This window comes from Aeromonas sp. FDAARGOS 1410, from assembly GCF_019048745.1.
Lineage (GTDB): Bacteria > Pseudomonadota > Gammaproteobacteria > Enterobacterales > Aeromonadaceae > Aeromonas > Aeromonas jandaei.
The window spans coordinates 1,400,430-1,425,336 of record NZ_CP077401.1 but is presented as its reverse complement, the minus strand read 5'-3'; the positions used below and the strand labels follow the sequence as shown (position 1 = coordinate 1,425,336).

Sequence of the window (24,907 nt, the reverse complement as noted above, 5' to 3'; positions counted from 1 at the left end):
GTTTGGATGATTTTTCAGCGAACAGCCGTGCCCTGAACGAAGTTAAGCGGTAACTCTTTGCAGGAAATGGCAATTGGGGGGCCAACTGGTTAATAATGAGCCCTCTTTAACCCATTAACAGGGCGATAACTCGACTATGTCTATCTTCAAAGGTCTGGGTTGGCTGTTCCGCACGCTGTGGCGCCTGCTCAATTTCACCCGGCTGATGCTGGTCAATCTGCTGTTTCTCGCACTGGTGCTGGTCATCGTCTACAGCGTTGGCCGGAAAGAGGCACCGGAGACGCCCATCGAAGGCGCTCTGACCCTCAACCTCAACGGTGTGCTGGTGGAACAGCGCAGCACGACCGATCCCACCTCGCAACTGCTGCGCCAGATGGACAACAGCGACGAGCAGCCGAGCGAGATCCTCCTCTCCGACCTGCTGTGGGCCATTCGCAGCGCCAAGGATGACGATCGTATCAAGGCGCTGGTGATCAAGCCGCAAGGGTTGCAGGGCACCAGCTTCTCCAAGCTGCAGGAGGTGACTGCCGCCATCGACGAGTTCAAGGAGAGCGGCAAACCGGTTATCGCCATGGCCGACTTCTACAGCCAGGGCCAATACCTGCTGGCCGCTCATGCCGATCACGTGCTGCTCAACCAGAGCGGCGCCGTGGTGATCGAGGGGCTCGGCGTCTACCAGACCTACTTCAAGTCGGCGCTGGAGAAGCTCAACATCACCCCGCATGTGTTCAAGGTCGGCACCTACAAATCCTTCGTCGAGCCCTATACCCGCGACGAGATGTCCCCCGAGAGCAAGGAGGCGAACCAGCGCTGGCTGGATCAGCTGTGGCAATCCTATGTGGCCGATGTAGCCGAACAGCGGGAGATCGAACCGGATGCCGTGGCACCGGGCAAGGATCGCTTCCTCGAGCTGCTGCGCAAGGCCGGTGGTAACGCCGCCAACTACGCCCTCGACAACGGGCTGGTGGATCAGCTGGCGACCCGCGACGAGATGACCCAGGCGGTCATCAAGGAAGTGGGCGAGAGCGACGACCATGGCTGGAAAGGGGTTGGCCTGAAAGAGTATCTGGCCGCCATCCCGGATCAGTATCCCCAGAGCGGCAAGGATGAAGTGGGTCTGGTGGTCGCCAGCGGCGCCATCATGGATGGCGTCCAGCCTGCCGGCACCATCGGCGGCGATACCCTCTCCGACCTGCTGGCCGATGCTCGCCGCGATGACAAGGTGAAAGCCGTGGTACTGCGGGTCGACAGCCCGGGCGGCAGCGCCTTCGCCGCCGAGCAGATCCGCGCCGAGCTGCTGGCCCTGAAACAGGCTGGCAAGCCGGTGGTGGTCTCCATGGGCAGCTACGCCGCCTCCGGTGGCTACTGGATCTCTGCCGATGCGGACAAGATCTTCGCCTCCCCGACCACCCTCACCGGCTCCATCGGGGTGTTCGGCATGTTCGCCACCATCGACAAGGCGCTCTCCCAGTACGGCGTGCACACTGACGGCGTCGGCACCACCGATTATGTCGGCGTCGGCCTGACCCGCGCCTTGCCGGAACACGTCGGTCAGGCGATCCAGCTGAACGTCGAGGATACCTACCAGCGCTTCGTCGCTCTGGTGAGCAAGGGCCGCGGCCTGAGCCCGGAAGAGGCGGAGAAAGCGGCTGAAGGTCGGGTCTGGACTGGCGAGGATGCCAAGGAGCTCGGTCTGGTGGATGAGTTCGGCAACCTCAATGACGCCATCAAGGCGGCGGCCGAGCTGGCCAACCTCAAGGAGTGGCAGGTCACCCCCATCGAGCAGGAGGAGTCCACCAAGGACAAATTCCTGCGCCAGCTGTTTGACAGCAGCGACCGCGTGCTCGCCCCGCAGCTGCAGAGCTGGCTGCCGGCCGGCTTTGGCAAGGCGCTGAGCGAGGTGAACCGCTCTCTCGACCCGCTCACCCGCTTCAACGACCCGCAAGGCACTTACGCCTTCTGCCCGGTCTGCATGCCATAAGATGCAGCAAACCAAGCAATAAAAAACGGCGACCATCTGGTCGCCGTTTTCGTTGCCTGCCTTGCCAGTGCGCTTGGCGCTGGCTGCATGCTCAATCAGGGATTGAGACGGGTCGGCAGGCCGGTACGCTGCTCCAGCACCTGCTTGACCACGTTGGAGTCAGACTCGGCGTGGGCGATGAAGCGGGTGATGGCCGGGGTCATCGGGAGCGGCACGGAGGCGGTGGAGTTGAACTCCTCCTCGTTGCGCGACAGCGGCTCGTGCACTTCCATGTAGCGACCGCCATCCGGCTCGACCGAGGTCTTGACCGGCTGGTTGACGAACTGGACGCGGGTGCCGACCGGCACGTTGTCGAACAGATACTTGATGTCGTCGGCGCGCAGACGCACGCAACCGCTACTCACCCGCAGACCGATGCCGAAGCTGGCGTTGGTACCGTGGATAGCATAGAGGTTGCCGATGTAGAGAGCGTGCAGACCCATGGGGTTATCCGGGCCAGCCGGCCATACCGCCGGCAGGGTCACGCCTTGGGCGGCATAACGGCGACGGATGTTCTCGGTCGGGGTCCAGGTCGGGTTGGCGCGTTTGCGCTCTACCTTGGTGATCCAGTTCTCCGGGGTGTTGACCCCCAGCTGGCCGATGCCGATGGGCAGCACTTCCACCACGTTCTTGCCTTTCGGGTAGTAGTAGAGGCGCATCTCGGCGACGTTGATGACGATCCCTTCGCGGGGGGCGTTGGGCAGGATCAGCTGGTGGGGGATGATCAGGGTGCTACCCGCCTTCGGCAGATAGGGATCAACGCCCGGGTTGGCTTCCATGATGTTGGTGAGACCCAGCTGGAAGTCAGCGGCGATCTGCTCCAGCGGACGATTGTCCGCGGGCACCACGTATTCCTGGTTCTCGCCGATCAGGCGGCTGTTGGCCGCAGGCAGAGTGTATTCAACGGCAGCGGCCTGCTGGCTGACCAGGGCAAGTGTGCAAAAAAGCGCCGAAGCGGCAGTGCGAAGGGGATTCATAAAATTCCTGTGTGGTTTCCTGTACCAAATGGGCCGGAGGCCGTCTCATCCTCGGTCTGCCGGTGGCGGGTAAACCTGCACCACGGCGCCAATAACCGAGCGCGCATTCTTTCCCGAGTCGGCCAAAATTTCAACTTCCATATGTTGCTTTTCTTGTTAAAAGTGGCCGTTTTCAGTGTGACACTTATCAACAGGGCAAAAGCTACACTAGCAAGTTGCAGCTGAGAGAGATGGATAGCACCGCCCCCTGTCAGCAGACTACCCTCGCCCCCGTCAACCAAGATGCTGCGCCACCTTGTGTCACGGTTACAGCAGTGGCCAAAACGTTTTTCACATCCGGGGGAGATAGACCAATGTTGACGGAGGCTCTTTATTTGCATGAAAAGGAATAAAACTGTACTTGGACCACCAGCCAGTGCTGGCTACAGCCATAAAAAAACCGCTCCAAAGAGCGGTTAATGGCGCCACCAGGCAACCATAAAAGGGACTACAGGTAGTTGTCATTGGAATTACTGGACGGCCGCCTCCCCCACGCCACTCTGCTCCTTGAGGAAGCTGATCCAGGGGGATGCCCGCCCGCTGACGTTGCCATTCTGAGCCGCTTGGGTGAAGGCGTTGAGGGCCTCCTTGGGCTTTTGTTGCTCAAAATAGGCGACTCCGGTCAGGAACTTCAGATCCGCACGCTGTTCACCATTGGCATTGGCCGCAGGCTTTGCGGCCAGCTCTACCAGATCCTGATAGCGCTTGCTCTGGATCATCATTCGCGCCATTTTCAGCTGCAATTCGGCATTCGGGACCAGCTGATAGGATTTGGCCAGGGTGTCGATGGCCGGATCCAGCTCCTTGGCCTGATGCCAATAGTTGGCCAGGGTCTTGTAGTTGCTTGCGCTCTGCTCAATCACCCCATCCTTCATCCCTTTCTCCATCACCCGCGCTGCGCGATGGGGAATGCCGCTGAAGGCGAGATAGTTGGCCAGACGCTGCAATTCGGCCGGTTCGGTCAGCATGCCAAGGCTATAGGCTGCCTCCAGTGCCGCCAGCGCCTTGCTATCGTTGCCTGCCTGCATATGCATGGCCGAGAGCTGGGTCCAGTACTTCTTCTGCTGCGGGTGCATGTCGACCAGGATGGTCAGCACCTCGGTCGCCTGCTTGTACTGTTTCAGTTCGTAGTGGGCCGCCATCTTCAGCAGATACCAGGACTCCGGCGCTTTGCCCGCCGAAAGCTTGATCGCCTGATCCACCGCCGGAATGGCCTCACGGTACTGCTTGAGCTGCACGTGGGCGTTGGCCAGGGTGATATAGGCGTGGGAGTTGGGCTTGTCATCTTTGCCCTGGTTGGCAAACCACTCCCTCATGGTCTTTATCGACCCCTGGAAGTTGCCCTCCGCCATATAAAGCTGGGCCAGGTTGTAGCGCACCTGCTGGGCCACCGGTGGTGGCAGACCGCCTGTCGCGATGGCATCGGCAAAGTACTTGGTTGCCTGGCCATATTTCTCCTGCTGGGCGGCCACGAAACCGAGAGTCTGCAATATGACCCCCTTGTCGTAGACCCTATCGCCCACGCTGGATAGCGCCTCCTGCAATCGGGCATTAGCCAGACCGTATTGTTTGTCAGCGATCAGCTCCTGCGCCTTGTTGACCGCCCGATAAGCCCGATCCGACAGGGCCGGCTGCTCGGCGGCCCAGCTGGCGGTGCTAAGCAGCACCGCCATGGCGACCGGGGCGAGGATCATCTTGTGTAACTTGTTCATCGCCACCTTCCTTAGTTGACCGCGAACTCGATCTCTTGCTGCATGCGGCTTTCTTGCGGTTTACCATCTGCCATAGCGGGCTTGAACGTCCACTTGGCGATGGTTTTGCGCGCCTCTTTGCCAAGGTCATAGCTGCGTGGCTCTTCCTTGACGATCCGTACGTTGCTGACGGTGCCGCGCTCGGTGACGGTAAACTCCACCAGCACCTTGCCGGAGGCCAGCCCCGCCAGAGCCGCCTTACGGGGCATCATGGGCTCGAAGGTTGCCAGCGGAATGGCACCGTTGTTGCCACCGATCCCGCCACCGCCGCCACCGGTGCTGTAGGCACCGAGGGCGTTGCCGCCACCGATGTTGACCGGAATGTCGAGCTTGGGCATATCCATGGGAGAGCTCTCCATCTGCGGCCGATCCGTGCTGGCCACCTCCATCTCGGGAGGGGGCGGTGGACGGTTCGGCGGCGGCGGTTTCGGCAGCTCCCGTTGCTTCTCTTGCAGGGTCTCCTGGGGCTTGATGCGAATAAAATCGGTCATGGCGACGTCATCCTTCTCCACCAGCTCCCGGTGATCCGGTGTGATCAGCTTGTTCATTCCCAGAAACAGAAAGAACACCACCACACAGGAGACCGCTAACGATATCAGGTATCTCATAGGTCTCTCTCCAGCATCAGCTGCTCTTGCTGGCAGCGATGGAGATGTTCTGGACACCGGCCATACGGATCTGATCCATGACCTGCACCACCAGACCGGAACGGGATTCGGTATCGGCCTGGATCACCACGGCGCTCTCCGGGTTTTCGGCACGCAGCCGCTCGATGTTGGCACGTACCGCCCCCACTTCGACGATGCGCTTGTCGACCCAGACTTGACCGTTTTCGCGTACCGCGACCATGATATTGCCCTTCTTCACCGTCTCGGCCGTGCTGGCACTGGGACGGTTGATCTCGACACCGGACTCCTTGACGAAGGAGGTGGTGACGATGAAGAAGATCAGCATGATGAACACTATGTCCAGCATGGGGGTCAAATCGATAGCCGCCTCGTCGGCACCGCTGTCGCTGTAACGTTTTCTCATAGCAGAAACTCCTTGCTTGTTCTGTGCCCCCGGCAGGCCATGCCTCACCGGGGGTATGCATCCTGCATCAGCCGTGTTTCAGGTTGTCTTCCAGCTTTTGCACCGCCAGTTTGGCCTTGTGATCGAGCTGGTTGACAAAAAACAGGCCAGAAAGGGCGGCAATCATGCCCGCCATGGTCGGTACCGTTGCCTTGGAGATCCCTGATGCCATCGCCCGCGGCGAACCGGTGCCGGTGATGGCCAGGGTGTCAAACACCTGCACCATCCCCACCACGGTGCCGAGCAGCCCCATCAACGGGCAGAGAGCGATCAGCACCTTGATGACCGGCATCCCCTTGTCTACCGCCATGGCGACCCGTGAGACCAGCTCGCGCCGGATCTGCTTGGCAGACCAGGAGAGATGATCGGTGCGGGCCAGCCAAGTGGCCTTGGTCTGCCTCACCTGTCTGGGGTAGACCGCCATGAAGTAGAACCAGCGCTCCAGCAACAGGGCCCACATCATCAGGGTCAGGAAGAACAGGGCGACCAGTACATCGCCCCCCAATCCCAAAAACCGGCGGACCGACTCGACTTCTTCAATCAACCAGAACCACATGGGTGACTCCTTACGCTGCGGCTTTGGAGGCGTGCAGACGTTCCTGATAACGGGCGACGAAACCGGCGCTCTGCTCTTCCAGCACCTGGATCAGACGACGGCTCTGGGTCTGCACAATGGTGTAGAGGAACAGCATGGGTACCGCGACGACCAGACCCTGCATGGTGGTCACCAGCGCCTCGGAGATACCACCTGCCATCAGCTTGGGATCGCCGGTACCGAACAGGGTGATGGCCTGGAAGGTGGCAATCATCCCCACCACGGTACCGAGCAGACCCAGCAGCGGTGCGACCGAGGCGATCAGCTTGATGATGCTGATGCCCTTCTCGAACTTGGGCACGTTGCGCAGGATGATCTCGTCGAGCTTGGACTCAAGATCCTCGATGTTGTCACCGCGATGGCTCTGGTAGGCCCCCAGCATGTCGCCAATGGGGTTGCCCTTGATAATCTGATCGGATTTCAGCTGCTTGCGCATGGAGGTGCCGATCAGCGACAGGCGGATACCGCAGAAGATGGCCAACAGGGTACCGAGTACGCCGAGCACCATGATGACGTAGCCCACTTCACCACCCTGATCGATCCGCTCCTTGAGAGTCGGTGACTGCACCAGCAAAGAGAGGATCACGCCGCGAGACGGGTCGATGAAGATGGGTTTGACCCCGTCACCACCCTGTTCAAACTCGGCGATAGGTTCCAGCACCCCCTTGTCAGGTTGACGAGAGAGCTGCTCGAACTTGCCGGTCTCCGGCACGAAGGTGAGGTACTTGCCTTCGGAGACGGTGTTGAACTCACCGATCTGGGTGACGGTCTTCTCGGCCTGGTTGCCCTCGCCATAAACCACGGTCGCCGGGATCTGGCTCACCTTGCCACCATCAACCATGCGGCTGAGGGTGGTAGTCCAGAACGCTTCCAGATCGTCGCTGGAGGGGAGCTCTTTACTCTCGGCCAGACGGGTCAGCAAGGCAGATTGCTCCGGATGCTCGACCCGACGGGCGGAGGCGTTGAAGATCCCCTTGAACTCACCGGCAAACTGACGCAGCACCCCGAACATCTCACCCATGTTGCCAGAACGCTGGCGAAGGGTTTCAGTCAGCTCGGTCAGCTGCTTGTCATTGGCATCGAAGGCTGCCTTGAGCTGCTCGCCCTTGGCGGTTTCGGCAGCCAGCTCGGCCTTGGCCTTGGCCAGCAGCGCCCCCTGCTCGTTCTTGTCAGCCAGGAAGCGGGCTTCCCGCTCCTTGTTGAGTTGGGATTCGCTCAGGCTGGATGTCTTGACCTGGTTCAGCAGCGCATTGAGATCCACCAGTTTTTCGGCGGCAGTCACCGGCAGGGTGACCAGGGTTGCTCCCGCAATCAGGGAGGCAATAGCAAGTCTGATTCCTTTCATGATGCTTTCTCCGCTGTTTGAACCGGCAGCTTGATCAGCGCGGGAGGCGCCTGCTTCTTGGCGATGCGAAGGCCCTGTTCAACCGCACTGCGATACTCCTGGGGCAACTCTTCCCACTGGCGAGTCTTCTTGTTCCACATGCCGGTCTCATTGCCATCCGGGGACTGATAAAGCAGCGCAATGCGGCCAACGCGCAGGAACTCGTAGGTCTTCTCGCTGCCATCCTTGTCCAGGCTCGCCTTGTAGGACTCGATGGTGCGGCTGAAGCCCTCCTCGATCTGGTAAGCCTCCAGGATCTTGCGGTACTTCTCAGAGATGGTGACATCGGCCCGATTCATCAGGTCGGTCAGAGCCGCTACGCGGTCCTCCCGATCGACCTTCTGAAACGGCAGATCCAGTGACACAAACTGTTCGAGGGAGTCGATCATCTTGAGCATCAGCGGCACCACTTCGGTGCTGGTCTGATCAATCTGGGCGATCTGCTTTTGCATCGAGGCCAGCTCGGCGCTCTGGGATTCGACCATCTTGCCCACCTGCTCGTTGTAGGTGCGCAGACTGTCGACCTGACGCAGGGCGGCCTTGTACTGGGCCAGTGCAGACTCGGCAGATTCGGCATAACTGTCGATTTTCTGCTGGGAAACTTTGGCTGCATTATTGGTGGCGACTTGAGCGTCCACGGCCTGACCGACAGTGGCGGCACTCAGACTGAAGCTGGTCAACAAGGCGGCCGAAACCAGGCTGCCAAGGAGCGCTTTCTTCATTGTAATGGTCCTTGTCTTCATAGGATTACCCTATCTCCGTAACTTCCTTGGACGTTGGGCACAGCCGGCCCGACCGGGCCGGCTGAGGTTGTATATCAACGGGGTTGATTAGAACTTCTGGGTGTAGTCGATGTAGTAGACGCGACCGTCGATGCTGTAGAGGTCTTCTTCATAGGTGAAGCCATCGCTCGACAGGGAAGGTCCGCGGTTGAACATGTTCTTCACGCCGGTCTGGATCTTGGCATTCCAGCTGGTATCGACGGCTACGTTCAGGTTCCAGACGGTGTTGGAGGCGATATGACCCTCTTCCTTGCCATCTACATAATCCTGGCTCTGTGAGTCGATATAGTTGGTGCTCAGGTAGGTATCCAGATTCCACAACTGCGGGAAGTTGGCACCGATCCCGGAGTTGAAGCGGAAGTCGGGTTTACCATTCCAGCCCTTCTTGTCGACCATTGGGCCGCCAGCAAACAGACCTTCTTCATACTTCAGGATGTAGCTGCTGCCAAAGTCGTAACGCAGGGTGAAGGAGTTGAAGTCGTACTTGTAGTCCGCCTTGAAGTCGATGCCACTGGTCTTCAGTTGCCCCAGGTTGACCATGCCCGCATAGACCATCTCGACATCACCGTTGGCGTCACGGATGACGTTCGGGTTGCTGCCGGTGTTGAGCTCCTGATAGAACTGGGTCTGGGTGGTGGCCAGCTGGATCACGTCATCAATCTTGATGTAGTAGTAATCAAGCGACAGGTTCAGGTTGTCCAGAGGGTTGTAGGCAGTACCGATAGTGAAGGTATTGGCTGTCTCTTCCTTCAGGTTCTTGTTGGATTGACGAGTGGTCATATACTGCTCTTCAGAGCAGTTGGCCACACCATTTGCCTGGCAATAGACATAGTCCTTGGCAAAGTCAGCTGACTCGGCATCCGCCGCGTAAAGATCGTTCAGACCCGGCGCACGGAACGACTGGGACCAGGAGGTTCGGAACATCAGCTGGTCGAGCGGCTGATAACGCAGGCTCGCTTTGGGCGAGAAGGCGCTGCCAAAATCGCTGTACTTGTCGTAACGCCCCGCCAGGTTCAGCTCGATCTGTTCGGTGATGGGGATCAGACTCTCGATATAGGTGGCAAACACATCGCGCACACCACCACCGGAGTTACCGGATGAACCCAGTACGTTACCCGCTTCGGACTGGCTGTCATAGGTATCGGAGTAAACCCAGTCGTTATACTCGGCGCCCAAGTACCAGCTGACGGGGCCAGCAGGCAATGCGCCCATCTCCCAGCCCAGACCGCCATACCACTGGAAGAAGTCCATCTTGGAGTTGCGGCTGGTGGTATAGGAGAGATCCTTGGTGGCGTCAGCGGAGAAGCTGCCATTGACAAACTTGCCGCTGTTGACCTGGGTCTGGACAGCCGGTTCCAGAACATAGCCATTACCAATGCTCTGGTTGTCGGTCTTGGAGTACATGTAACCGGCGTTCCACTCCACATCCCCTACTGTTTCGGTCGGAACGGTGCCCTCAAAACCGAGATTCAGGGTACCGGTCAAGTCGGTTACATCGTTGTCACGGGGCCCGACGTTGCTGAAACGGTAGTAAACGGTAGCGGCTTTGGCGGTGCTGAAGTTGTTGGCTGAGAGGACAGCGGCACTTTCGGGGGTGGAACCATCCACGGTGAAGGCACCGGCAGCAGGCGCGAATCGACCAAAACTGGTGACGCGAGAACCAATCATCTGCGGCACAAAATCCACACTGTCATTGATATGGTAACGACCGTTCACATAGACTGTATCACGGGTGCGTGAAGCGGTTTTGGCTGCGACCTTGGCAAAGTCGAAACGGCAAGCCGTGCCCTTGGTGACGAAACCGGGACCAGTGCCTTCACAGTCAACCCCATTCAGAGTACGGGTGACCGTCTTGCCAGTTGTCGCGTCTACCCCCTTGATATTGCGACCATACAGGCTAGGGGACTCAGCCCCCTGCTTGGCCAGATAGTCACGATCCTTGTAGTAGATCTCGTCTTTGACATCGTGCTCGTAGACCATCATCAAGGCGCCCTTCTCACCCGAAACGCCACTGACGATGGAACCGCTCTTCTCATCCCCACCTTCTTCGCTTGGGGAACCGACACGCCCCTGGAATGACAAGCCTTCAAAACCCTCTTTGAGGATCACGTTGATAACGCCACCGATGGCATCAGAACCGTAGAGCGCGGAGCCGCCATCCAGGTTCACTTCCACTCGCTCAACCGCCGCCATTGGGATGGTGTTGAGGTTGATGGCAGTGCCTCCCATGGTAGGAGAGCCAGCAATTCGCTTGCCATTGAGCAGCACTAGGGTGCGATCTTCCCCAAGGCCACGCAAACCAACGGTAGCTTGTGACTGGGCAGAACTGCCGGATGAAGGGGAGAAACCGCCGAAGGAGTTGTAAGAGGCCTGTTTCAGATAATCCGCCACAGTCTGCTGACCAGACTGTTCGATCTGCACCTTGCTGACAGCAACAACAGGAGTTGCGCCCTCGACATCGACACGGGAGATACGGGAGCCAGTAACCTTGATTTTCTGCAGTTTTTCGACGTTCTGCCCTTCTTCGGCAGATACAGATGGGGCTGCCGCAAGGCTCGCCAAGGCGAACGCAATCGCAGCAGAGATTCTGCTCTTCCTAAGCATCGCTTATATCCTTCCTGGTTGTTTATTGTTTGCTTCCTGATACCGCCCTCTTTGGAGCGATGCGTAAGGCTTATCAATCTTTGACTAGCGGCGTCAATGGAGCATGGGTGTGGTGAGGTCAGACGTTAGAATAAGCGGAGTGTATTAATTTCGACCGATATAATTAGTGAATAATTCTGCCAAATACGACCAAACCAATGTAAAGGCATTGTTAAATGCAGTGAATGGCGCTGAATTAAAAATTGATGAACTTATTAGTTAACGTGCTGTCTATTTATATCTTATTTCGACTTACCGGCCTTAATAAGAATAAAACACTAACTTCATGAGGGTTGAACCTGACCTGTTTCATAGGGATAACAGATATAGCCATCGAGATGATATCGTTTTCACTCAATTTCACCAACCCCAATAAATATCACTCAAATCAAATACTTACACTTGTTAAAAGTTAAAATAAACAGCTGTTTATATTTTTTAAAATAATGTTGAGCCGTAGCATTTTGTTTTTATTTTCGCTTTTCAGATAAAAAACATCATTTCTCGGTAATTTGGGTCTCAGCGGGTCATTTTCCCCAGTTTTCCATTTCCTTGTACTTGATTTTTGTTGCAGAGCTTTTACAGTGGCCAAGCGGATTGTCTGCTGTTTGGCAACCAATCCAGCGCGTAATTCCAGGAAGGACAGGCCCGTCACCGGATTTGACTGGTCGCAAAAAGAACAACAAGGACGAGGTTCCACCATGCTGTCGTATTTCCTACGCCGGATGCTTTTGATCATCCCGACGTTTCTCGGTATCACCCTGCTCGTCTTCACCATCACCCGTTTCGTGCCGGGCGGACCGGTCGAACGCATGCTGCTGCAAGCCCAGGTTTCCCAGAATGAATCTGGCCGCGCCAGTGGCAGCAAGGGGGCGCAGGCCCTCTCCGATGAACAGATCGAGGAGCTCAAGGCCTTCTATGGTCTCGACAAGCCAATGCTGATCGCCTACTGGGAGTGGCTGCAAAAGCTGGCGGTACTCGATCTGGGCGAATCAACCCGTTATTACGAGCCGGTATGGGATCTCATCAAGGATCGGCTCCCCGTCACCGCCTTCTTCGGACTGGCGACCTTTCTGCTAAGCTATGCGGTCTCCATCCCGCTCGGGGTGGCCAAGGCGCTCAGGCACAACAGCCGCTTCGACTCGTTAAGCTCCATGCTCATCTACATGGCCTATGCCCTGCCTGCCTACGTTGTGGGGATCTTTCTCATCACCGTCTTTGCGTTTCATCTGGAGTGGCTGCCGATGGGCGGTTTTCCGGGGGACGAGTACGACTCGATGACCAGCAGCTGGGATCAGATCCGCACTGTCTTTGCCCACGCGTTGCTGCCGCTTATCGCCTACGCCATCGGGGATTTCGCCATCCTCACCATGACCATGAAAAACAGTCTAATGGAGAACCTGTCGGCAGATTATGTGCGCACCGCCGTGGCCAAGGGGTTGCCGTTTCGCAAGGCGGTCACCGACCATGCCATGCGCAACAGCCTCATCCCCATCGCCAGTCACCTGGGGTCTGTGCTTACCGTTTTCTTTGGCGGATCTTTTCTCATCGAGACCATCTTCAACATCGACGGCATCGGCCTGCTCGGTTATGAATCGATCGTCGAGCGGGACTACCCCACCGTGATGGGCATTCTGGCCATCACCTCCATGCTGATGCTGATGGGCAATATCGTCTCCGATATCTGCGTTGCCCTTGTTGATCCGCGCGTGCGGTTTGGAGACTGATCATGAAGCTCAATCCGGTTACCTTGAAAAAACTCAAGCGCTTCAAGTCGATCAAGCGCGGTTACTACTCCTTCATCATCTTCACTGCGCTGGTACTACTCTCCCTGCTGGCGGAGCTGCTGGTCAACAGCCGGGCGCTGATGGTGAGCTATCAGGGCCAACTGCACTTCCCCACCTATGGCGATGTGATCCCCGGTCAGCAGTTCGGGCTCGATTATGAGTACGAAACCAACTACCGCCAGCTCAAGGCCAAGTTTACAGCAGAGGGTCAGGGTGACTGGGTGCTGTTGCCACCGGTACCCTGGAACCCCTACGAGCAGGATTTCAAGGAGGATGCCTACCCGCCCTATGCTCCGAGCATGGCTGAGCGCCACTTCCTCGGCACCGACGCCAGCGGTCGCGACGTGCTGGCACGGCTGGTATACGGCTTTCGCATCGCCATCGGCTTTGCCTTTATAGCGCTGGCGGCCAGTTACGCCATCGGGGTCACCATCGGCTGTCTGATGGGGTTTCTTGGCGGCCGCTTTGATCTCATCCTGCAACGCTTTATCGAGATCTGGTCCCAGGTGCCGTTTCTCTACGTCATCATGATTCTGGTGTCGCTAGCCAAACCCAACTTCGGCCTGTTTGTAGCCATCAACGTGTTGTTCGGCTGGATGGGGATCACCTGGTATATGCGCACCCTCACCTACAAGGAGCGGGCGCGGGACTATGTGATGGCAGCGCGGGCGCAAGGGGCAAGCACCGGACGCATCATCTTCCACCACATCCTGCCCAACACCCTAATGATGATCGTCACCCTGGCGCCGTTCGCCGTGGTGGGCAATATCTCCACCCTGACGGCGCTCGACTATCTGGGCTTCGGGCTGGCACCACCAACCCCGAGCTGGGGGGAGCTGCTCTCGCAGGGGATCAACAATCTCGACGCCATCTGGATCGTCAGCTCGGTGGTGGCAGCGGTGAGTCTGGTGCTGATCATGGTCTCCTTCATCGGCGAGGCGATCCGCGAGGCATTCGATCCGCGCAAATTTACCCGTTACCAGTAAGCCAGCCGCTACCAACGCGCATCGGCAGGCGCCGGGTAACAAACAGTCATTAATGCAGGACGGACCACCCCCACCGGCGGTCCCGGGGCAAGGGATAATCCCGTTATCAATCAAGACCCCCAGTGCAGGGGTCAGACCTGGAAGTCAAACATGAAAAATAAAATCAAATGGATAGGTGCTCTCTTTGTGCTGGTTAACGGATCCTGGGTCTGGGCGGCCAGCCTGCCCGCGGATCTCAAATGGGAGACCAACGACACGGATCCTGTGTTCGCCTCCCCCAAGGCGCTGCCGGGCGGCAGCCTCAATATGTTTGTGGACAGCTTTCCGCTGACGTTTCGCACCGTGGGACCTGACTCCAACGGCTCGTTCCGTTCCTTCATCATGGATAACCAACTGCGGCTCATCAGCTTTCACCCCAATACCGGCAACCCCATTCCGTCGCTCGCGACCCACTGGGCCATCGCGCCAGACAGCCAAACCGTCTACTTCAAGCTGGATCCACGCGCCAAATGGTCGGATGGCAAGCCGGTCAATGCCGATGACTACACCTTCGGCTACGAGATGATGCGCTCCAAACACATCAAGGGGCCCTGGTTCAACAACTACTACACCACTGAAGTGGTCGCGGTAGAGAAGATCGATGATCACACCATTATGGTCAAAGCGGGCAACCGCAAGGCCAAGATGGACCTGCTCAACACCACCGAGCTGTGGCCCCAGCCCAAGCACTACTACAAGCTGACCCCTAACTGGGTGAAGCAGTACAACTGGGCCGTGGTGCCCACCACAGGTCCCTACGTGATCAGCGACGTCAAGAAGGGCAAGTCGGTCACCTTCAGCAAGCAGAAGGATTGGTGGGCAAAAGACGATCGCTATAACCAGCACAGATTCAACATCGACACCATCAAGATACAGGTGATCCGCGACCACAACATCGCCTTCCGCCACTTCCTGAAAGGGGAGATCGATACCTTCGAGATGATCCTGCCCAACTGGTGGCATGAAAAAGCGGTCACCCCGGAGTACAAGAAGGGGTACGTGCAGAAGGTGATGGCCATGACCGACACCAAACAGGGCGGTCAGGGGGTGCACCTCAATGTGGCCAACCCCAAGCTGGCGGACGTAAACGTGCGCCTCGGCATCCAGCACGCCTTCAACATCGACAAGATGATCGAGACCGTGCTGCGCGGCGACTATGACAGAGCCACCACCTTTGACTCGGGCTTTGGCGAGTTCACTGACATCACGCTGCCGGAGCGGGCTTATGACATTGGCAAGGCGCGGGAGTACTTTGCCAAGGGTGGCTATAACAAGCCGGGGCCGGACGGCATCCTGCAAAATGAGAAGGGTGAGCGGCTGACGCTGGCGCTCACCTACACCAGTCAGGAGCACTCCAAGCGACTGACCGTGCTGAAAGAAGAGGCCAAGAAAGCGGGTCTGGATCTGGAGCTCAATCTGGTGGATGGCGCCACCGGCTTCAAGGTGATGCTGGAGAAGAAACACGAGGCGGCCTGGCTCGGTTGGGGCGGCGGCGGTCTCTATCCGCAATATTGGGAGTTTTTCCACTCCGCCAACGCCAACAAACCGCAGACCAACAACCTGTTCAACGTGGCTGACAAGGAGCTCGACGCGCTGATCGATGCCTACAACGTCGAATTCGACATGGCCAAGCGGGCCAAGCTCTCCCAGCAGATCCAGCAGCGCATCTATGACCTCGCCATCTTCGTGCCCGGGGTGCAGCTCAACTATGTGCGGGCCAGCAGCTGGCGTTATGTGATGCTGCCGGAAGTGCCTGCCACCAAGAACACGCCGGATCTGCTCTACTGGCCGATGGACGGTTATCCTCACAGTAGTGGCGGTCTGCTCTGGCTCGATCCCAAGGTGAAGGAAGAGACCCGCAACGCCAAGGAGGCAGGGGAGGCGCTGGCGCCCATCAACCTGCTCGACAAGACCTATGCACGTCATTGATATTCAGGCCATTGCGAAGGGAGCAGCAGTTATGCCCAACACCCAGGCCCCCATTCTTGACGTACCGGATAACGGGGGTGAGTTCGCCGTTGATCACGGCCAGCACCAAGCCTCGATTCTTGAGGTAAGCAATCTCGAGGTGGAGTTCGCCGTCGATGACGGCAAGATCAAGGTGCTCGACGGGGTCAGCTTCAAGGTGGCCCCGGGTCAGACGCTGGGGATCGTCGGCGAGTCTGGCTGTGGCAAAAGTGTCACTTCACTCGCCATCATGGGGCTCTTGCCCAAGCCCCACGGTCAGGTGGTGGCCGGTTCCATCCGCTTTCAGGGGGAGGAGCTGCTGTCGCTTGCGCCGGATCAGATGTACAAGGTGCGCGGCAACCGCATCTCGATGATCTTTCAGGAGCCGATGACGGCCCTCAACCCGGTGCAGACGGTGGGGGAGCAACTGATGGAGGTGTTTCGCCTCCATCGCCCCGAGTATGACAAGGCCCAGCGCAAAGCTGCGGCCATCGCCATGCTGCAGAAGGTGGGGATCCCGGAACCGGCCCAGCGCTTTGCGGTCTATCCCCACAACCTCTCCGGCGGCATGCGCCAGCGAGTGATGATCGCCATGGCGCTCTCCTGCGAGCCAGACCTGCTTATCTGTGACGAGCCGACCACGGCGCTGGATGTCACCATTCAGGCCCAGATCCTCGAATTGATGAAAGAGCTGCAGGCCCAGACCGGGATGGCCATCATCTTTATTACCCACGATCTGGGGGTAGTGGCGGAGCTGTGCGACGAGGTGGTGGTGATGTACGCCGGGCGGGCGGTAGAGCAGGCCGACGTGTTCGAACTGTTTGACCACCCCCGTCACCCCTATACCCACGGCTTGATAAGCTCAATCCCGCGCCTTGAGGATGAGCCCAAGAGCCTGCTCAAGACCATCAAGGGACAGGTGCCAGCCCTGCACGAGATGCCCGCTGGCTGCCGCTTCTCCAACCGCTGCCCCCATGCAACCGATCTCTGCATCAGCGCCATTCCGGCGGTGGAGCAGTTAAATCTGCGCCACCATGTCGCCTGTCACTACTGGAAGGAGTTGACCGTATGAGCACTCTGTTATCGGTCAGGGATCTGAAACAGCACTTCCGGCTGGGAGGCGGGTTCCTGCGCAAGCAATATACGGTTCACGCGGTGGATGGCATCAGCTTCGACCTGAAACAGGGGGAGACGCTGGGGCTGGTGGGTGAATCGGGCTGCGGCAAGTCCACCCTCGGGCGCAGCCTGCTCAAGCTGTTCGAGCCGACCGCGGGCACCATCACCTTCGAGGGGCGCGACATCACCGCCCTCAGCCCGAAGGAGATGCGATCCCTGCGTCAGGAGATGCAGATGGTGTTTCAGGACCCTGCAGAATCCCTCAACAGCCGCCACACCGTGGGCCAGATTTTGGAGGAGCCCTTTATCATCCACGGTAAAGGCAACACTGAACAGCGGCGCGGCTGGGTGCAGGAGCTGCTGGCAAAAGTGGGCCTGCCGGGCAGCGCGGTGGATCGCTACCCCCACGAGTTCTCCGGCGGTCAGCGCCAGCGGATCGGCATCGCTCGCGCCATCGCCCTCAAGCCCAAGCTGCTGGTGTGCGACGAGGCAGTCTCGGCCCTCGATGTCTCGGTGCAGTCGCAGATCGTCAACCTGCTGCTCAGCCTGCAGCGGGAGATGCAGCTCGCCATCATCTTCATCGCCCACGATCTGTCGGTGGTGAAACATATCTCGGATCGCATTGCGGTGATGTATCTGGGACGGATCGTCGAACTGGCGGATGCCCAGTCGCTCTATCTGGCGCCGCGCCACCCCTATACCCAAGCGCTCATCTCCGCCATTCCGGTGCCGGACCCGCGCAGGCGCAACCAGCGCATCCTGCTGACCGGCGATGTGCCCTCCCCCATCTCGCCACCAAGCGGCTGCCACTTCCACCAACGCTGCCCCCATGCGACCGAGCTGTGCAAGAGCAAGGCGCCCAGGCTGGAGGTGTGCGATGAGGCCCATCATCAGGTGGCCTGTCACACCCCGCTCACCGTCGGTAGTCACGCCATCAGCGGCAGTTCCATCAGCAGCAACGCTACGAGCGGCGACAGCAGGCTGGAACAGGCAAGCTAGGCGCAGCGAACAAACGCCAGGCTAGAAACAGACGAGGCGGCCATCTGGCCGCCTCGTGCTATCGGGTCAATCTGCCAACCGTCAGGCGATCTGGTAGCGGCCCGGCTTGTGGTTAAGTGTCAACACCAGATTACAGATAACCGCCGCCACGATGGAGAGAGCCAGAATCCAGGGCTGTACCACGAAGAACGAGGCGATGACGATGGCGCAATCGAGCCCCATCTGCAGCTTGCCCGCCCTAATGCCAAAGCGATCCTGAATAAAGAGCGCCAGAATATTGAAGCCCCCCAGACTCGACTTGTGGCGAAACATGATAAGCAGCCCCATACCGATCAGGGTGCCGCCGATTAGCGCCGCATAGAGGGGCTCTATCTTGCCGATCTGCAACACGCCGTTGAGGTGATCGGTCATGTAGGAGACCGCCGCCACCGAGACGAAGGTATTGAGAGTAAAGCGCGGCCCCATTCTGAGCCAGGCGAGCGCGTAGAAGGGCAGATTGATACCGAAGAAGAGCAGGCCAAAGCTGATCCCCGTCACCTGTTGCAGCAGCAGCGCCAGCCCGGCCGTGCCGCCGGTGAGCAGGCCCACCTGATGAAACAGGAAGATGCCGAGGGAGACGAAGCCTGCCGCGGTCAGCAGGGCCAGCACATCCTCATAGACGGGATGGGCAGTACGAGTCGAGGTGTTGTCCATAACCTGTATCCAAGCGAAGTAAAGAGAGAGTGTCTGACGCCTGCCCTATTCGGCAGGCTGCGAGCCCTGTCGGCAGGGCTTCGTTATGAGGTCCAGTCTATTTTTTGTGAAAATGATCACAACAAGGGGGCTGCACGCCCCAATCTGGTGCCTGTCATCCGGCATTGACACTCGCTGCACCAAGATGCAGCATGCCGGCCTCTGATACCCCGCATCCCATCCGCAGCAAGAGGCGTTTTCCATGAAGGTCACCATTTTTGGCACAGGCTATGTCGGGCTGGTTCAGGCCGCCGTTCTGGCCGAGGTGGGCCATCAGATCTGCTGCATTGATGTGGATGAGGGGCGGATCGCCGCGCTTCGGCAGGGCCAAATCCCCTTCTACGAGCCGGGGCTGGCTCCGCTGGTCGAGAGCCATCTGGCCAGTGGTCGTCTGCACTTCTCTGCCGATCCGGCAGTCGGAGTCGAACACGCAGACCTGCAGCTCATCGCCGTAGGCACACCCGCAGATGAGGATGGCTCTGCCGATCTGCAACATGTGCTGACGGTGGCCGACACCATAGGCCGGCTGATGAGCCGCCCCAAGCTGGTGGTGACCAAGAGCACCGTGCCGGTCGGCACGGCGCAGCAGGTGCGGCAACATATTCAGGCGCAGCTGGCCGAGCGTGGTGTAGCTCTTGAGTGCGACGTGGCCGCCAATCCAGAGTTTCTCAAGGAGGGGGCTGCTGTCAGCGACTGCATGCGGCCGGATCGCATCATCATCGGCTGTGACAGCGAGACGGCGCTGGAGCAGTTGCGCGTCCTCTACGCCCCCTTCAACCGCAATCACGACCGGATCGTGGTGATGGATTTGCGTAGTGCCGAGCTAACCAAGTACGCCGCCAACGCCATGCTGGCCACCCGCATCTCCTTTATGAACGAGATGGCGGCACTCGCCGAGGAGCTGGGGGCCGATATCGAGGCGGTGCGCCAGGGGATGGGGGCCGATCCCCGCATCGGTTACCACTTTCTCTACCCGGGCTGCGGCTATGGCGGCTCCTGCTTCCCCAAGGATATCCAGTCCCTGCTGCACACAGCCCGCTGCGTCGACTGCGACGCCCCGTTGCTCGCCGCGGTCGAACAGGTCAACCAGCGCCAGCAGCAGAAGATGGCCAAGCGGCTGCTGAGTCACTTCGGCCCGGATCTGCACGGCCGCACGTTTGCCCTGTGGGGACTGGCGTTCAAGCCCGGCACCGACGACATGCGCGAAGCACCGAGCCGCCCGCTGCTGGCCGCCATCTGGGCCGCTGGCGGCAGGGTACAGGCGTTTGATCCCAAGGCGATGGCTCGCGCTCGCGAACTTTACGGCGAGCGACCAGATCTTCTGCTCTGCCCGACTCAGGAATCTGCACTGGAGGGGGCCGATGCCCTGCTCATCTGCACCGAGTGGCAATCCTTCCGCGTCCCCGACTTTGCCCGGATGAAGAGCCTGCTCGCCAGCCCCGTCATCATCGACGGGCGCAACCTCTACGATCCGGTTCGCCTGCACCAGCAGGGCTTTTGCTACTACGCCATCGGGCGCCCTCACCTTCCTCTCGCACAGGTGCAATCATGAGCTGGCTGGTGACCGGGGCCGCCGGTTTTATCGGTTTTCACGTGGCCAGCCGGCTCTGCGCGGCAGGTCATCGGGTGGTGGGCATCGACAATCTCAACGACTACTACGAGGTGAGTCTGAAAGAGGCGCGACTGGCGCAGTTGGCTGGCTTCCCCCATTTCCACTTCGAACGGGTCGATCTGGCGGATCGCGAAGCGATGGCGGCTCTCTTTGCCCGTCATGGCTTCGAGCGGGTGATCCATCTGGGGGCGCAGGCGGGGGTACGCTACTCGCTGGAAAACCCGTTTGCCTACGCCGACAGCAACCTCACCGGCATGCTGACAGTGCTGGAGGGGTGCCGCCAGCACGGCATCCAGCATCTGCTCTACGCCTCCTCCAGCTCGGTTTATGGTCTGACCGACCAGATGCCCTTCACCACCGAGCAGCCGGTGGATCACCCGGTCTCCCTCTACGCCGCCACCAAGAAGAGTGGCGAGCTGATGGCTCACGCCTATTCCACGCTCTATGACCTGCCCACCACAGGGTTGCGCTTTTTCACCGTCTACGGCCCCTGGGGTCGGCCCGACATGGCCATCATCAAGTTCACCCGCGCCATCCTCGCGGGCGAGCCTGTCGACGTCTATAACCACGGCGATCTCAGCCGCGACTTCACCTTTATCGACGACATCGTCGAAGGGATCCTCGCCGTCGCCGACCTGCCGCCCCGTCCCAATCCCGATTGGCACGCCAGCGAGCAGACTCCTGCCGAGAGCGCCGCGCCCTACCGCATCCTCAACATCGGTCATGGTCAGCCGGTGCGGCTGCTCGACTTTATCGAGGCGCTGGAAGAGGCCCTCGGCAAACCCGCCATCAAGCGAATGCTGCCGATGCAGGCGGGTGACATGCACGCCACCTGGGCCGATAGCGAGCCCCTCCATACCCTCACCGGCCTGCGCCCCGCCACCTCCATCAAGGAGGGGGTCGCCGCGTTCGTCCGCTGGTATCTCGACTACTACCAACCCGGCGCGTGAAATTGTCGGGCTGCAGCCCTTGGTCGCCGATGAGTTAATCCGGTACCACTGGCTTGCCACGCGTTTTAGGATGGCTGAACGCACTGTCTGCGCACCATAGCGAGGATTTGAGATGCAACAGCAGGAACAGGGTCTGATCGATGGACTGTTCGACCGCCTCAAGCAAGCGCAAGCCAGGGATAGCAAGCGAGACCAACAAGCGGATCAGCTGATCCGCCAGCATCTGGCCCAGCAGCCCGATGCCCCCTACTACATGACCCAGGCGCTGCTGATCCAGCAGGCTGCCCTTACTCGCCTCAACGAGCGAGTTAAGGAGCTGGAGGCAAGCCAAAGCAGTTCGAGCGGCGGCAGTTTTCTCTCCGGCCTGTTTGGTGGCGAGAACACTCCGCCCCCGCGCTTCACGCCGCCACCGGCAACGGCGCCTGCCCAACCCGCTTCCCGTACCAGCTCCTTTCTCGGTGGCGCCCTGCAAACCGCAGCCGGGGTTGCCGGCGGAGTCATGCTGGCCGACATGATCGGCGGACTGTTTCACAGCAACCGGCCCGAGGAGATCATCGACATCATAGAGCCAGCGCCCATTACCAATTCGGTCGATGCGGAACCGGTACGCTGGGACGGCTGGGATTCACCTCCCGATGATGGCGGCAGTTTTCTCGACGACGATAGCCAGAGTGGCGGCTGGACCGACAGTGACGATAACAACGGCGGTTTCTTCTAACCGTCAAACCATTACTGGCCCCGCATCTGGCGGGGCCCAACTCGATACGAAACCCATGACTATGGAAAGTGTGATGACACCACGGACCGGCAGCGGCATGACGCGATATACTCACTTCGCTTCGTGCCACCCGGGAGATACTCCCGACCCCAGGCGCTCTGTCCGTGGCCACGCAACACCCCCATGACGACAAGGAGCCACCTCATGATCCGAACCCTTCTCCTGATTGGCGCCGCCATCGCGGCCTATGCCCTGACCCAGAATCACACCCTGCTTCCCCTTATCAGCATGTTGATCCTGCTTTCGCTCTGGGTTGTCAGCGAAATTGGCAGCTTCTATCGCGCGCTTCCTCCCGCCGACCTGGATGAGCATGAGTATCACCACGACTTCTAACCCGATGAAAAATGGTATGAAACTCTCGCAATGCCGTTAGTTCCATACCATTTTGCTCTCTGAAATCCCCCCGCTATAACAACAGGATCCACTGCTTTCATGGCGATGGCAGCCATGTTCCTCTATATCTTCTCTACTCAAGCAGGAGATAAACGATGGGGAAGATCAGCGAAAACGGACTGTTTTTGCTGCTTTTTTTGTCGTCGCTACTGGCGGGCATTCCGCAGACGGCACAGAGCAGGGATTTCAGACAAGCCCCCAGGGCAATGACGGCACTCAGGCAGGGGCAGGCAGCCCAGCACAGCGGCAATCTGCAAAAGGCGATAGCCCTCTACTGCGTAGCCGCCAGCACCGGTAATCCCGAAGGTTACTTCCGGATCGGCCGTCTGCTCGCCACCGGCCCCGCCTCGGTGCGCAGCGCGAAAATGGCCAACAGCTATCTCGCCATGGCGATGCGCCTTGGCAACCAGCAGGCCAGCCGCTACTACAACCCGCGGGTCGGCAATGCCCCCATGGACGATCAGTGCGGTGTCGGCATGCGCGGCGGACAAGGGAGTTATTTCGCCCTGCCCAGCACACCGTTCAATGTCGAAGCCTATCTGGCACGCCAGTCACCAGGCAAACAGAAGCTGGCCACCATGCTGCGCCACGCAGCCAAGCGCCATCAGGTCGATGTGCGGCTGGTGCTGGCCATCGCCATTGCCGAATCCAACCTTGAAAGCCGCGCCGTCTCCGCCAAGAATGCGCAGGGGGTGATGCAGCTGATCCCCGAAACCCAGCAGCGTTTTGGTGTCACTCAACCCTTTGATCCGGCACAGAACATCAAGGGTGGCGTCAGTTATCTCAAGTGGCTGGATCGCCGCTTCGATGGCGACTGGGTACTGATCTCGGCAGCCTACAACGCAGGTGAGAAGGCAGTTGAGCGCTATGGCGGTATACCGCCCTATGACGAGACCCGGGAGTATGTCAAACGGGTGCTCTACTTCGCTGGTCACAAGCAGCCCTGAGCGAACACTCAGTTGCCAGTCCGCTCGGAAGGCGGCTCCAGATTGCGACAACTATGGTTATGACCACTACCGGCCGAATAGTGGAAGCCATAGTGGCGGTAGTAGCCCACCAGATTGCTGACCAGAAACAGCCCCTCCATCAGTGCGGCGACCGGTGAGCCCACCAGCAGGTTGTTGACCAGCCAGCAGAGGGTACCGAGCAGCATCCAGCGCCGCAGCTGGCGATCATCCGGGCAAAACGCGGCCCGGGTTTGCAGCAGGCTCGCCAGCAGCCCGATCAATGAGAGTACGCCCTGATAGGTCGCCAGCGCTGCCGCACAGGCCAACCCCATGAAAAACCACATCAAGATGCGGCGAACCAGCCAGATACTCACCAGAAAGCGTACGCTGGCCAGCAGCAACAGGCAGGCGGCCGACCACTGCCCGAGCAGGGCAAAGTGACCGGCATTGAGCGCGCAGGAGAGTGCCAGGCAGGCCAGGATCCTGCGACGATCCCGCAACTGAAACGACAACAGATCGAGCTGCAAGGCCAGGCTCACCACCAGTTGCGACCACAGAAACAGCGACATCATCCACCCCTCGTCCGTCATTTGGATGGCGCAGCATGAAGTGGCAACCGGCAGGTGGCATTAACCCGTGTTAATGCGCCTGCGGATCCGTGACAGGGTGACCGGGCTGATGCCGATGTAGTTGGCGAGCTGTACTTGGGTCAGTCGTGCCGGCCAGTGGGGGAAGGTGTGGCAGAGCTCCCGATAACGCTCTTCGGGGGAGTGGAGCAGCAAAAACGCCTCCTTGCGCTCCTTGTAACCGAGCTGCTGACGCAGCAGGGACATGCAGACCGGCTGCCAGATGGGCTCATCCAGCAGGGCGATTGGCACCCGCACCACCTGCAGCTCCGTCAGCGCCTCCAGCTGGTAGCGGGCGAGCGACCCCGTGAGCCAGCTGTCATAGAGCAGGCAAAGCTCCCCTTCGAAGTAGAACTCCTTGCAGCGCTCCTGTCCGTCCCGGGTGTAGTGGCAGGCGCGAGCGATGCCCGCTTCGATATAGAAGGCAGCCTCCTGTTCGGCCCCTTGCGCTAACAGCACCTGACCGGCTCGCAGCGTCTGCCGTGGCAAACGCTGACAGAGGGCTTCGCTCAGGGCGGCGTCCAATCCCATGGCACACAAAAAGGTGGCAAGCAGGGGGGCTTGAGGAGATGGGTTCATGAGGGCTCCGGAACAAAACGGCAGCCCACATCATGCCCAAATTGCACGACTGATGCAGCAAGGCGTGACCCTGTTGGCAAAGGGGGGACATAGCCGGGTGCCGCCTTTGCCCCCCCTCGTCCGTTGGTTTACAATCGACGGGTTTTTTGGAACC

The 24,907-nt window shown here is 59.4% G+C and carries 23 protein-coding genes; 11 read left to right on the top strand and 12 right to left on the bottom strand.

Translation table 11 applies throughout. The features are described from left to right. Positions 1 to 136 precede the first annotated feature (136 nt). Positions 137 to 1,981 carry a signal peptide peptidase SppA gene (sppA, locus tag I6L40_RS06890; RefSeq protein WP_216995181.1) on the top strand — a complete coding sequence of 615 codons (1,845 nt, stop codon included), beginning with the start codon at positions 137 to 139 and terminating at the stop codon, positions 1,979 to 1,981. Between the two features lie 95 nt (positions 1,982 to 2,076). Here the strand turns inward: sppA and I6L40_RS06885 are convergent, their stop codons facing one another. The 9 genes from I6L40_RS06885 to I6L40_RS06845 form a co-directional block, all read right to left on the bottom strand. Then, entirely contained in the window at positions 2,077 to 2,997 is a 921-nt protein-coding gene (locus I6L40_RS06885) for a L,D-transpeptidase family protein (RefSeq protein WP_042031678.1), read from the bottom strand. Between the two features lie 509 nt (positions 2,998 to 3,506). Further along, positions 3,507 to 4,748, bottom strand: coding sequence for a lipopolysaccharide assembly protein LapB (locus I6L40_RS06880; protein WP_071912400.1), 1,242 nt, complete (start codon positions 4,746 to 4,748; stop codon positions 3,507 to 3,509). Between the two features lie 11 nt (positions 4,749 to 4,759). After that, positions 4,760 to 5,395 carry an energy transducer TonB gene (locus I6L40_RS06875; protein ID WP_042031680.1) on the bottom strand — a complete coding sequence of 212 codons (636 nt, stop codon included), beginning with the start codon at positions 5,393 to 5,395 and terminating at the stop codon, positions 4,760 to 4,762. 16 nt (positions 5,396 to 5,411) lie between these two features. Further along, positions 5,412 to 5,819 (bottom strand): biopolymer transporter ExbD, encoded by a 408-nt coding sequence (locus I6L40_RS06870; RefSeq protein ID WP_033137735.1) that lies wholly within the window; start codon positions 5,817 to 5,819, stop codon positions 5,412 to 5,414. Positions 5,820 to 5,886: 67 nt separating this feature from the next. After that, entirely contained in the window at positions 5,887 to 6,414 is a 528-nt protein-coding gene (locus I6L40_RS06865; RefSeq protein WP_043850090.1) for a MotA/TolQ/ExbB proton channel family protein, read from the bottom strand. Positions 6,415 to 6,424: 10 nt separating this feature from the next. Continuing rightward, the gene (locus tag I6L40_RS06860; protein WP_071912402.1) at positions 6,425 to 7,798 is read right to left on the bottom strand and encodes a MotA/TolQ/ExbB proton channel family protein; all 1,374 of its coding nucleotides are present in this window, start codon (positions 7,796 to 7,798) and stop codon (positions 6,425 to 6,427) included. After that, positions 7,795 to 8,559, bottom strand: a complete 765-nt coding sequence (locus I6L40_RS06855) for a DUF3450 domain-containing protein (protein ID WP_216995180.1) — start codon at positions 8,557 to 8,559, stop codon at positions 7,795 to 7,797. Before I6L40_RS06855 ends, I6L40_RS06860 begins: the two co-directional genes overlap by 4 nt. A gap of 108 nt (positions 8,560 to 8,667) precedes the next feature. Beyond that, entirely contained in the window at positions 8,668 to 11,223 is a 2,556-nt protein-coding gene (locus I6L40_RS06850; RefSeq protein ID WP_071912407.1) for a TonB-dependent receptor, read from the bottom strand. Positions 11,224 to 11,674: 451 nt separating this feature from the next. After that, positions 11,675 to 12,001, bottom strand: a complete 327-nt coding sequence (locus tag I6L40_RS06845) for a hypothetical protein (RefSeq protein WP_216995461.1) — start codon at positions 11,999 to 12,001, stop codon at positions 11,675 to 11,677. On the opposite strand from I6L40_RS06845, the gene I6L40_RS06840 reads away from it, so the two are divergent. The 5 genes from I6L40_RS06840 to I6L40_RS06820 all read left to right on the top strand — a co-directional run bounded on the left by I6L40_RS06840 (position 11,964) and on the right by I6L40_RS06820 (position 18,136). Further along, complete coding sequence (locus I6L40_RS06840; RefSeq protein WP_071912409.1) at positions 11,964 to 12,989, top strand: ABC transporter permease subunit; 1,026 nt, start codon at positions 11,964 to 11,966, stop codon at positions 12,987 to 12,989. The two genes, I6L40_RS06845 and I6L40_RS06840, sit on opposite strands and share 38 nt — an antisense overlap. Positions 12,990 to 12,991: 2 nt before the next feature. Continuing rightward, positions 12,992 to 14,035 (top strand): ABC transporter permease, encoded by a 1,044-nt coding sequence (locus I6L40_RS06835; RefSeq protein WP_071912411.1) that lies wholly within the window; start codon positions 12,992 to 12,994, stop codon positions 14,033 to 14,035. 150 nt (positions 14,036 to 14,185) lie between these two features. Next, positions 14,186 to 16,003, top strand: a complete 1,818-nt coding sequence (locus I6L40_RS06830) for an extracellular solute-binding protein (RefSeq protein WP_216995179.1) — start codon at positions 14,186 to 14,188, stop codon at positions 16,001 to 16,003. 31 nt (positions 16,004 to 16,034) lie between these two features. Beyond that, a complete protein-coding gene (locus I6L40_RS06825; protein ID WP_071912415.1) occupies positions 16,035 to 17,093 on the top strand; it encodes an ABC transporter ATP-binding protein in 1,059 nt (352 codons plus the stop codon). Next, complete coding sequence (locus I6L40_RS06820) at positions 17,090 to 18,136, top strand: ABC transporter ATP-binding protein (RefSeq protein WP_071912417.1); 1,047 nt, start codon at positions 17,090 to 17,092, stop codon at positions 18,134 to 18,136. The genes I6L40_RS06825 and I6L40_RS06820 overlap by 4 nt, the downstream gene beginning before the upstream one ends. A gap of 81 nt (positions 18,137 to 18,217) precedes the next feature. Here the strand turns inward: I6L40_RS06820 and I6L40_RS06815 are convergent, their stop codons facing one another. Then, positions 18,218 to 18,829 (bottom strand): YitT family protein, encoded by a 612-nt coding sequence (locus I6L40_RS06815; protein ID WP_042031690.1) that lies wholly within the window; start codon positions 18,827 to 18,829, stop codon positions 18,218 to 18,220. A 241-nt stretch (positions 18,830 to 19,070) separates the two neighbouring features. On the opposite strand from I6L40_RS06815, the gene I6L40_RS06810 reads away from it, so the two are divergent. The 5 genes from I6L40_RS06810 (at position 19,071) to I6L40_RS06790 (ending at position 23,548) form a co-directional block, all read left to right on the top strand. Further along, positions 19,071 to 20,420: a UDP-glucose/GDP-mannose dehydrogenase family protein gene (locus I6L40_RS06810; protein ID WP_071912419.1), complete on the top strand. Its 1,350-nt coding sequence runs from the start codon at positions 19,071 to 19,073 to the stop codon at positions 20,418 to 20,420. Then, positions 20,417 to 21,430, top strand: coding sequence for an NAD-dependent epimerase (locus I6L40_RS06805; RefSeq protein WP_071912421.1), 1,014 nt, complete (start codon positions 20,417 to 20,419; stop codon positions 21,428 to 21,430). The genes I6L40_RS06810 and I6L40_RS06805 overlap by 4 nt, the downstream gene beginning before the upstream one ends. A 112-nt stretch (positions 21,431 to 21,542) precedes the next feature. After that, positions 21,543 to 22,148, top strand: a complete 606-nt coding sequence (locus I6L40_RS06800; RefSeq protein WP_071912423.1) for a DUF2076 domain-containing protein — start codon at positions 21,543 to 21,545, stop codon at positions 22,146 to 22,148. A gap of 204 nt (positions 22,149 to 22,352) precedes the next feature. Beyond that, a complete protein-coding gene (locus I6L40_RS06795; RefSeq protein WP_033114101.1) occupies positions 22,353 to 22,541 on the top strand; it encodes a hypothetical protein in 189 nt (62 codons plus the stop codon). Between the two features lie 155 nt (positions 22,542 to 22,696). Next, positions 22,697 to 23,548, top strand: coding sequence for a lytic transglycosylase domain-containing protein (locus I6L40_RS06790; RefSeq protein ID WP_071912425.1), 852 nt, complete (start codon positions 22,697 to 22,699; stop codon positions 23,546 to 23,548). Between the two features lie 8 nt (positions 23,549 to 23,556). Here the strand turns inward: I6L40_RS06790 and I6L40_RS06785 are convergent, their stop codons facing one another. After that, a complete protein-coding gene (locus I6L40_RS06785) occupies positions 23,557 to 24,120 on the bottom strand; it encodes a YgjV family protein (RefSeq protein WP_239693818.1) in 564 nt (187 codons plus the stop codon). A gap of 57 nt (positions 24,121 to 24,177) precedes the next feature. Then, positions 24,178 to 24,753, bottom strand: coding sequence for a Crp/Fnr family transcriptional regulator (locus I6L40_RS06780; protein ID WP_071912427.1), 576 nt, complete (start codon positions 24,751 to 24,753; stop codon positions 24,178 to 24,180). Positions 24,754 to 24,907: the final 154 nt, after the last annotated feature.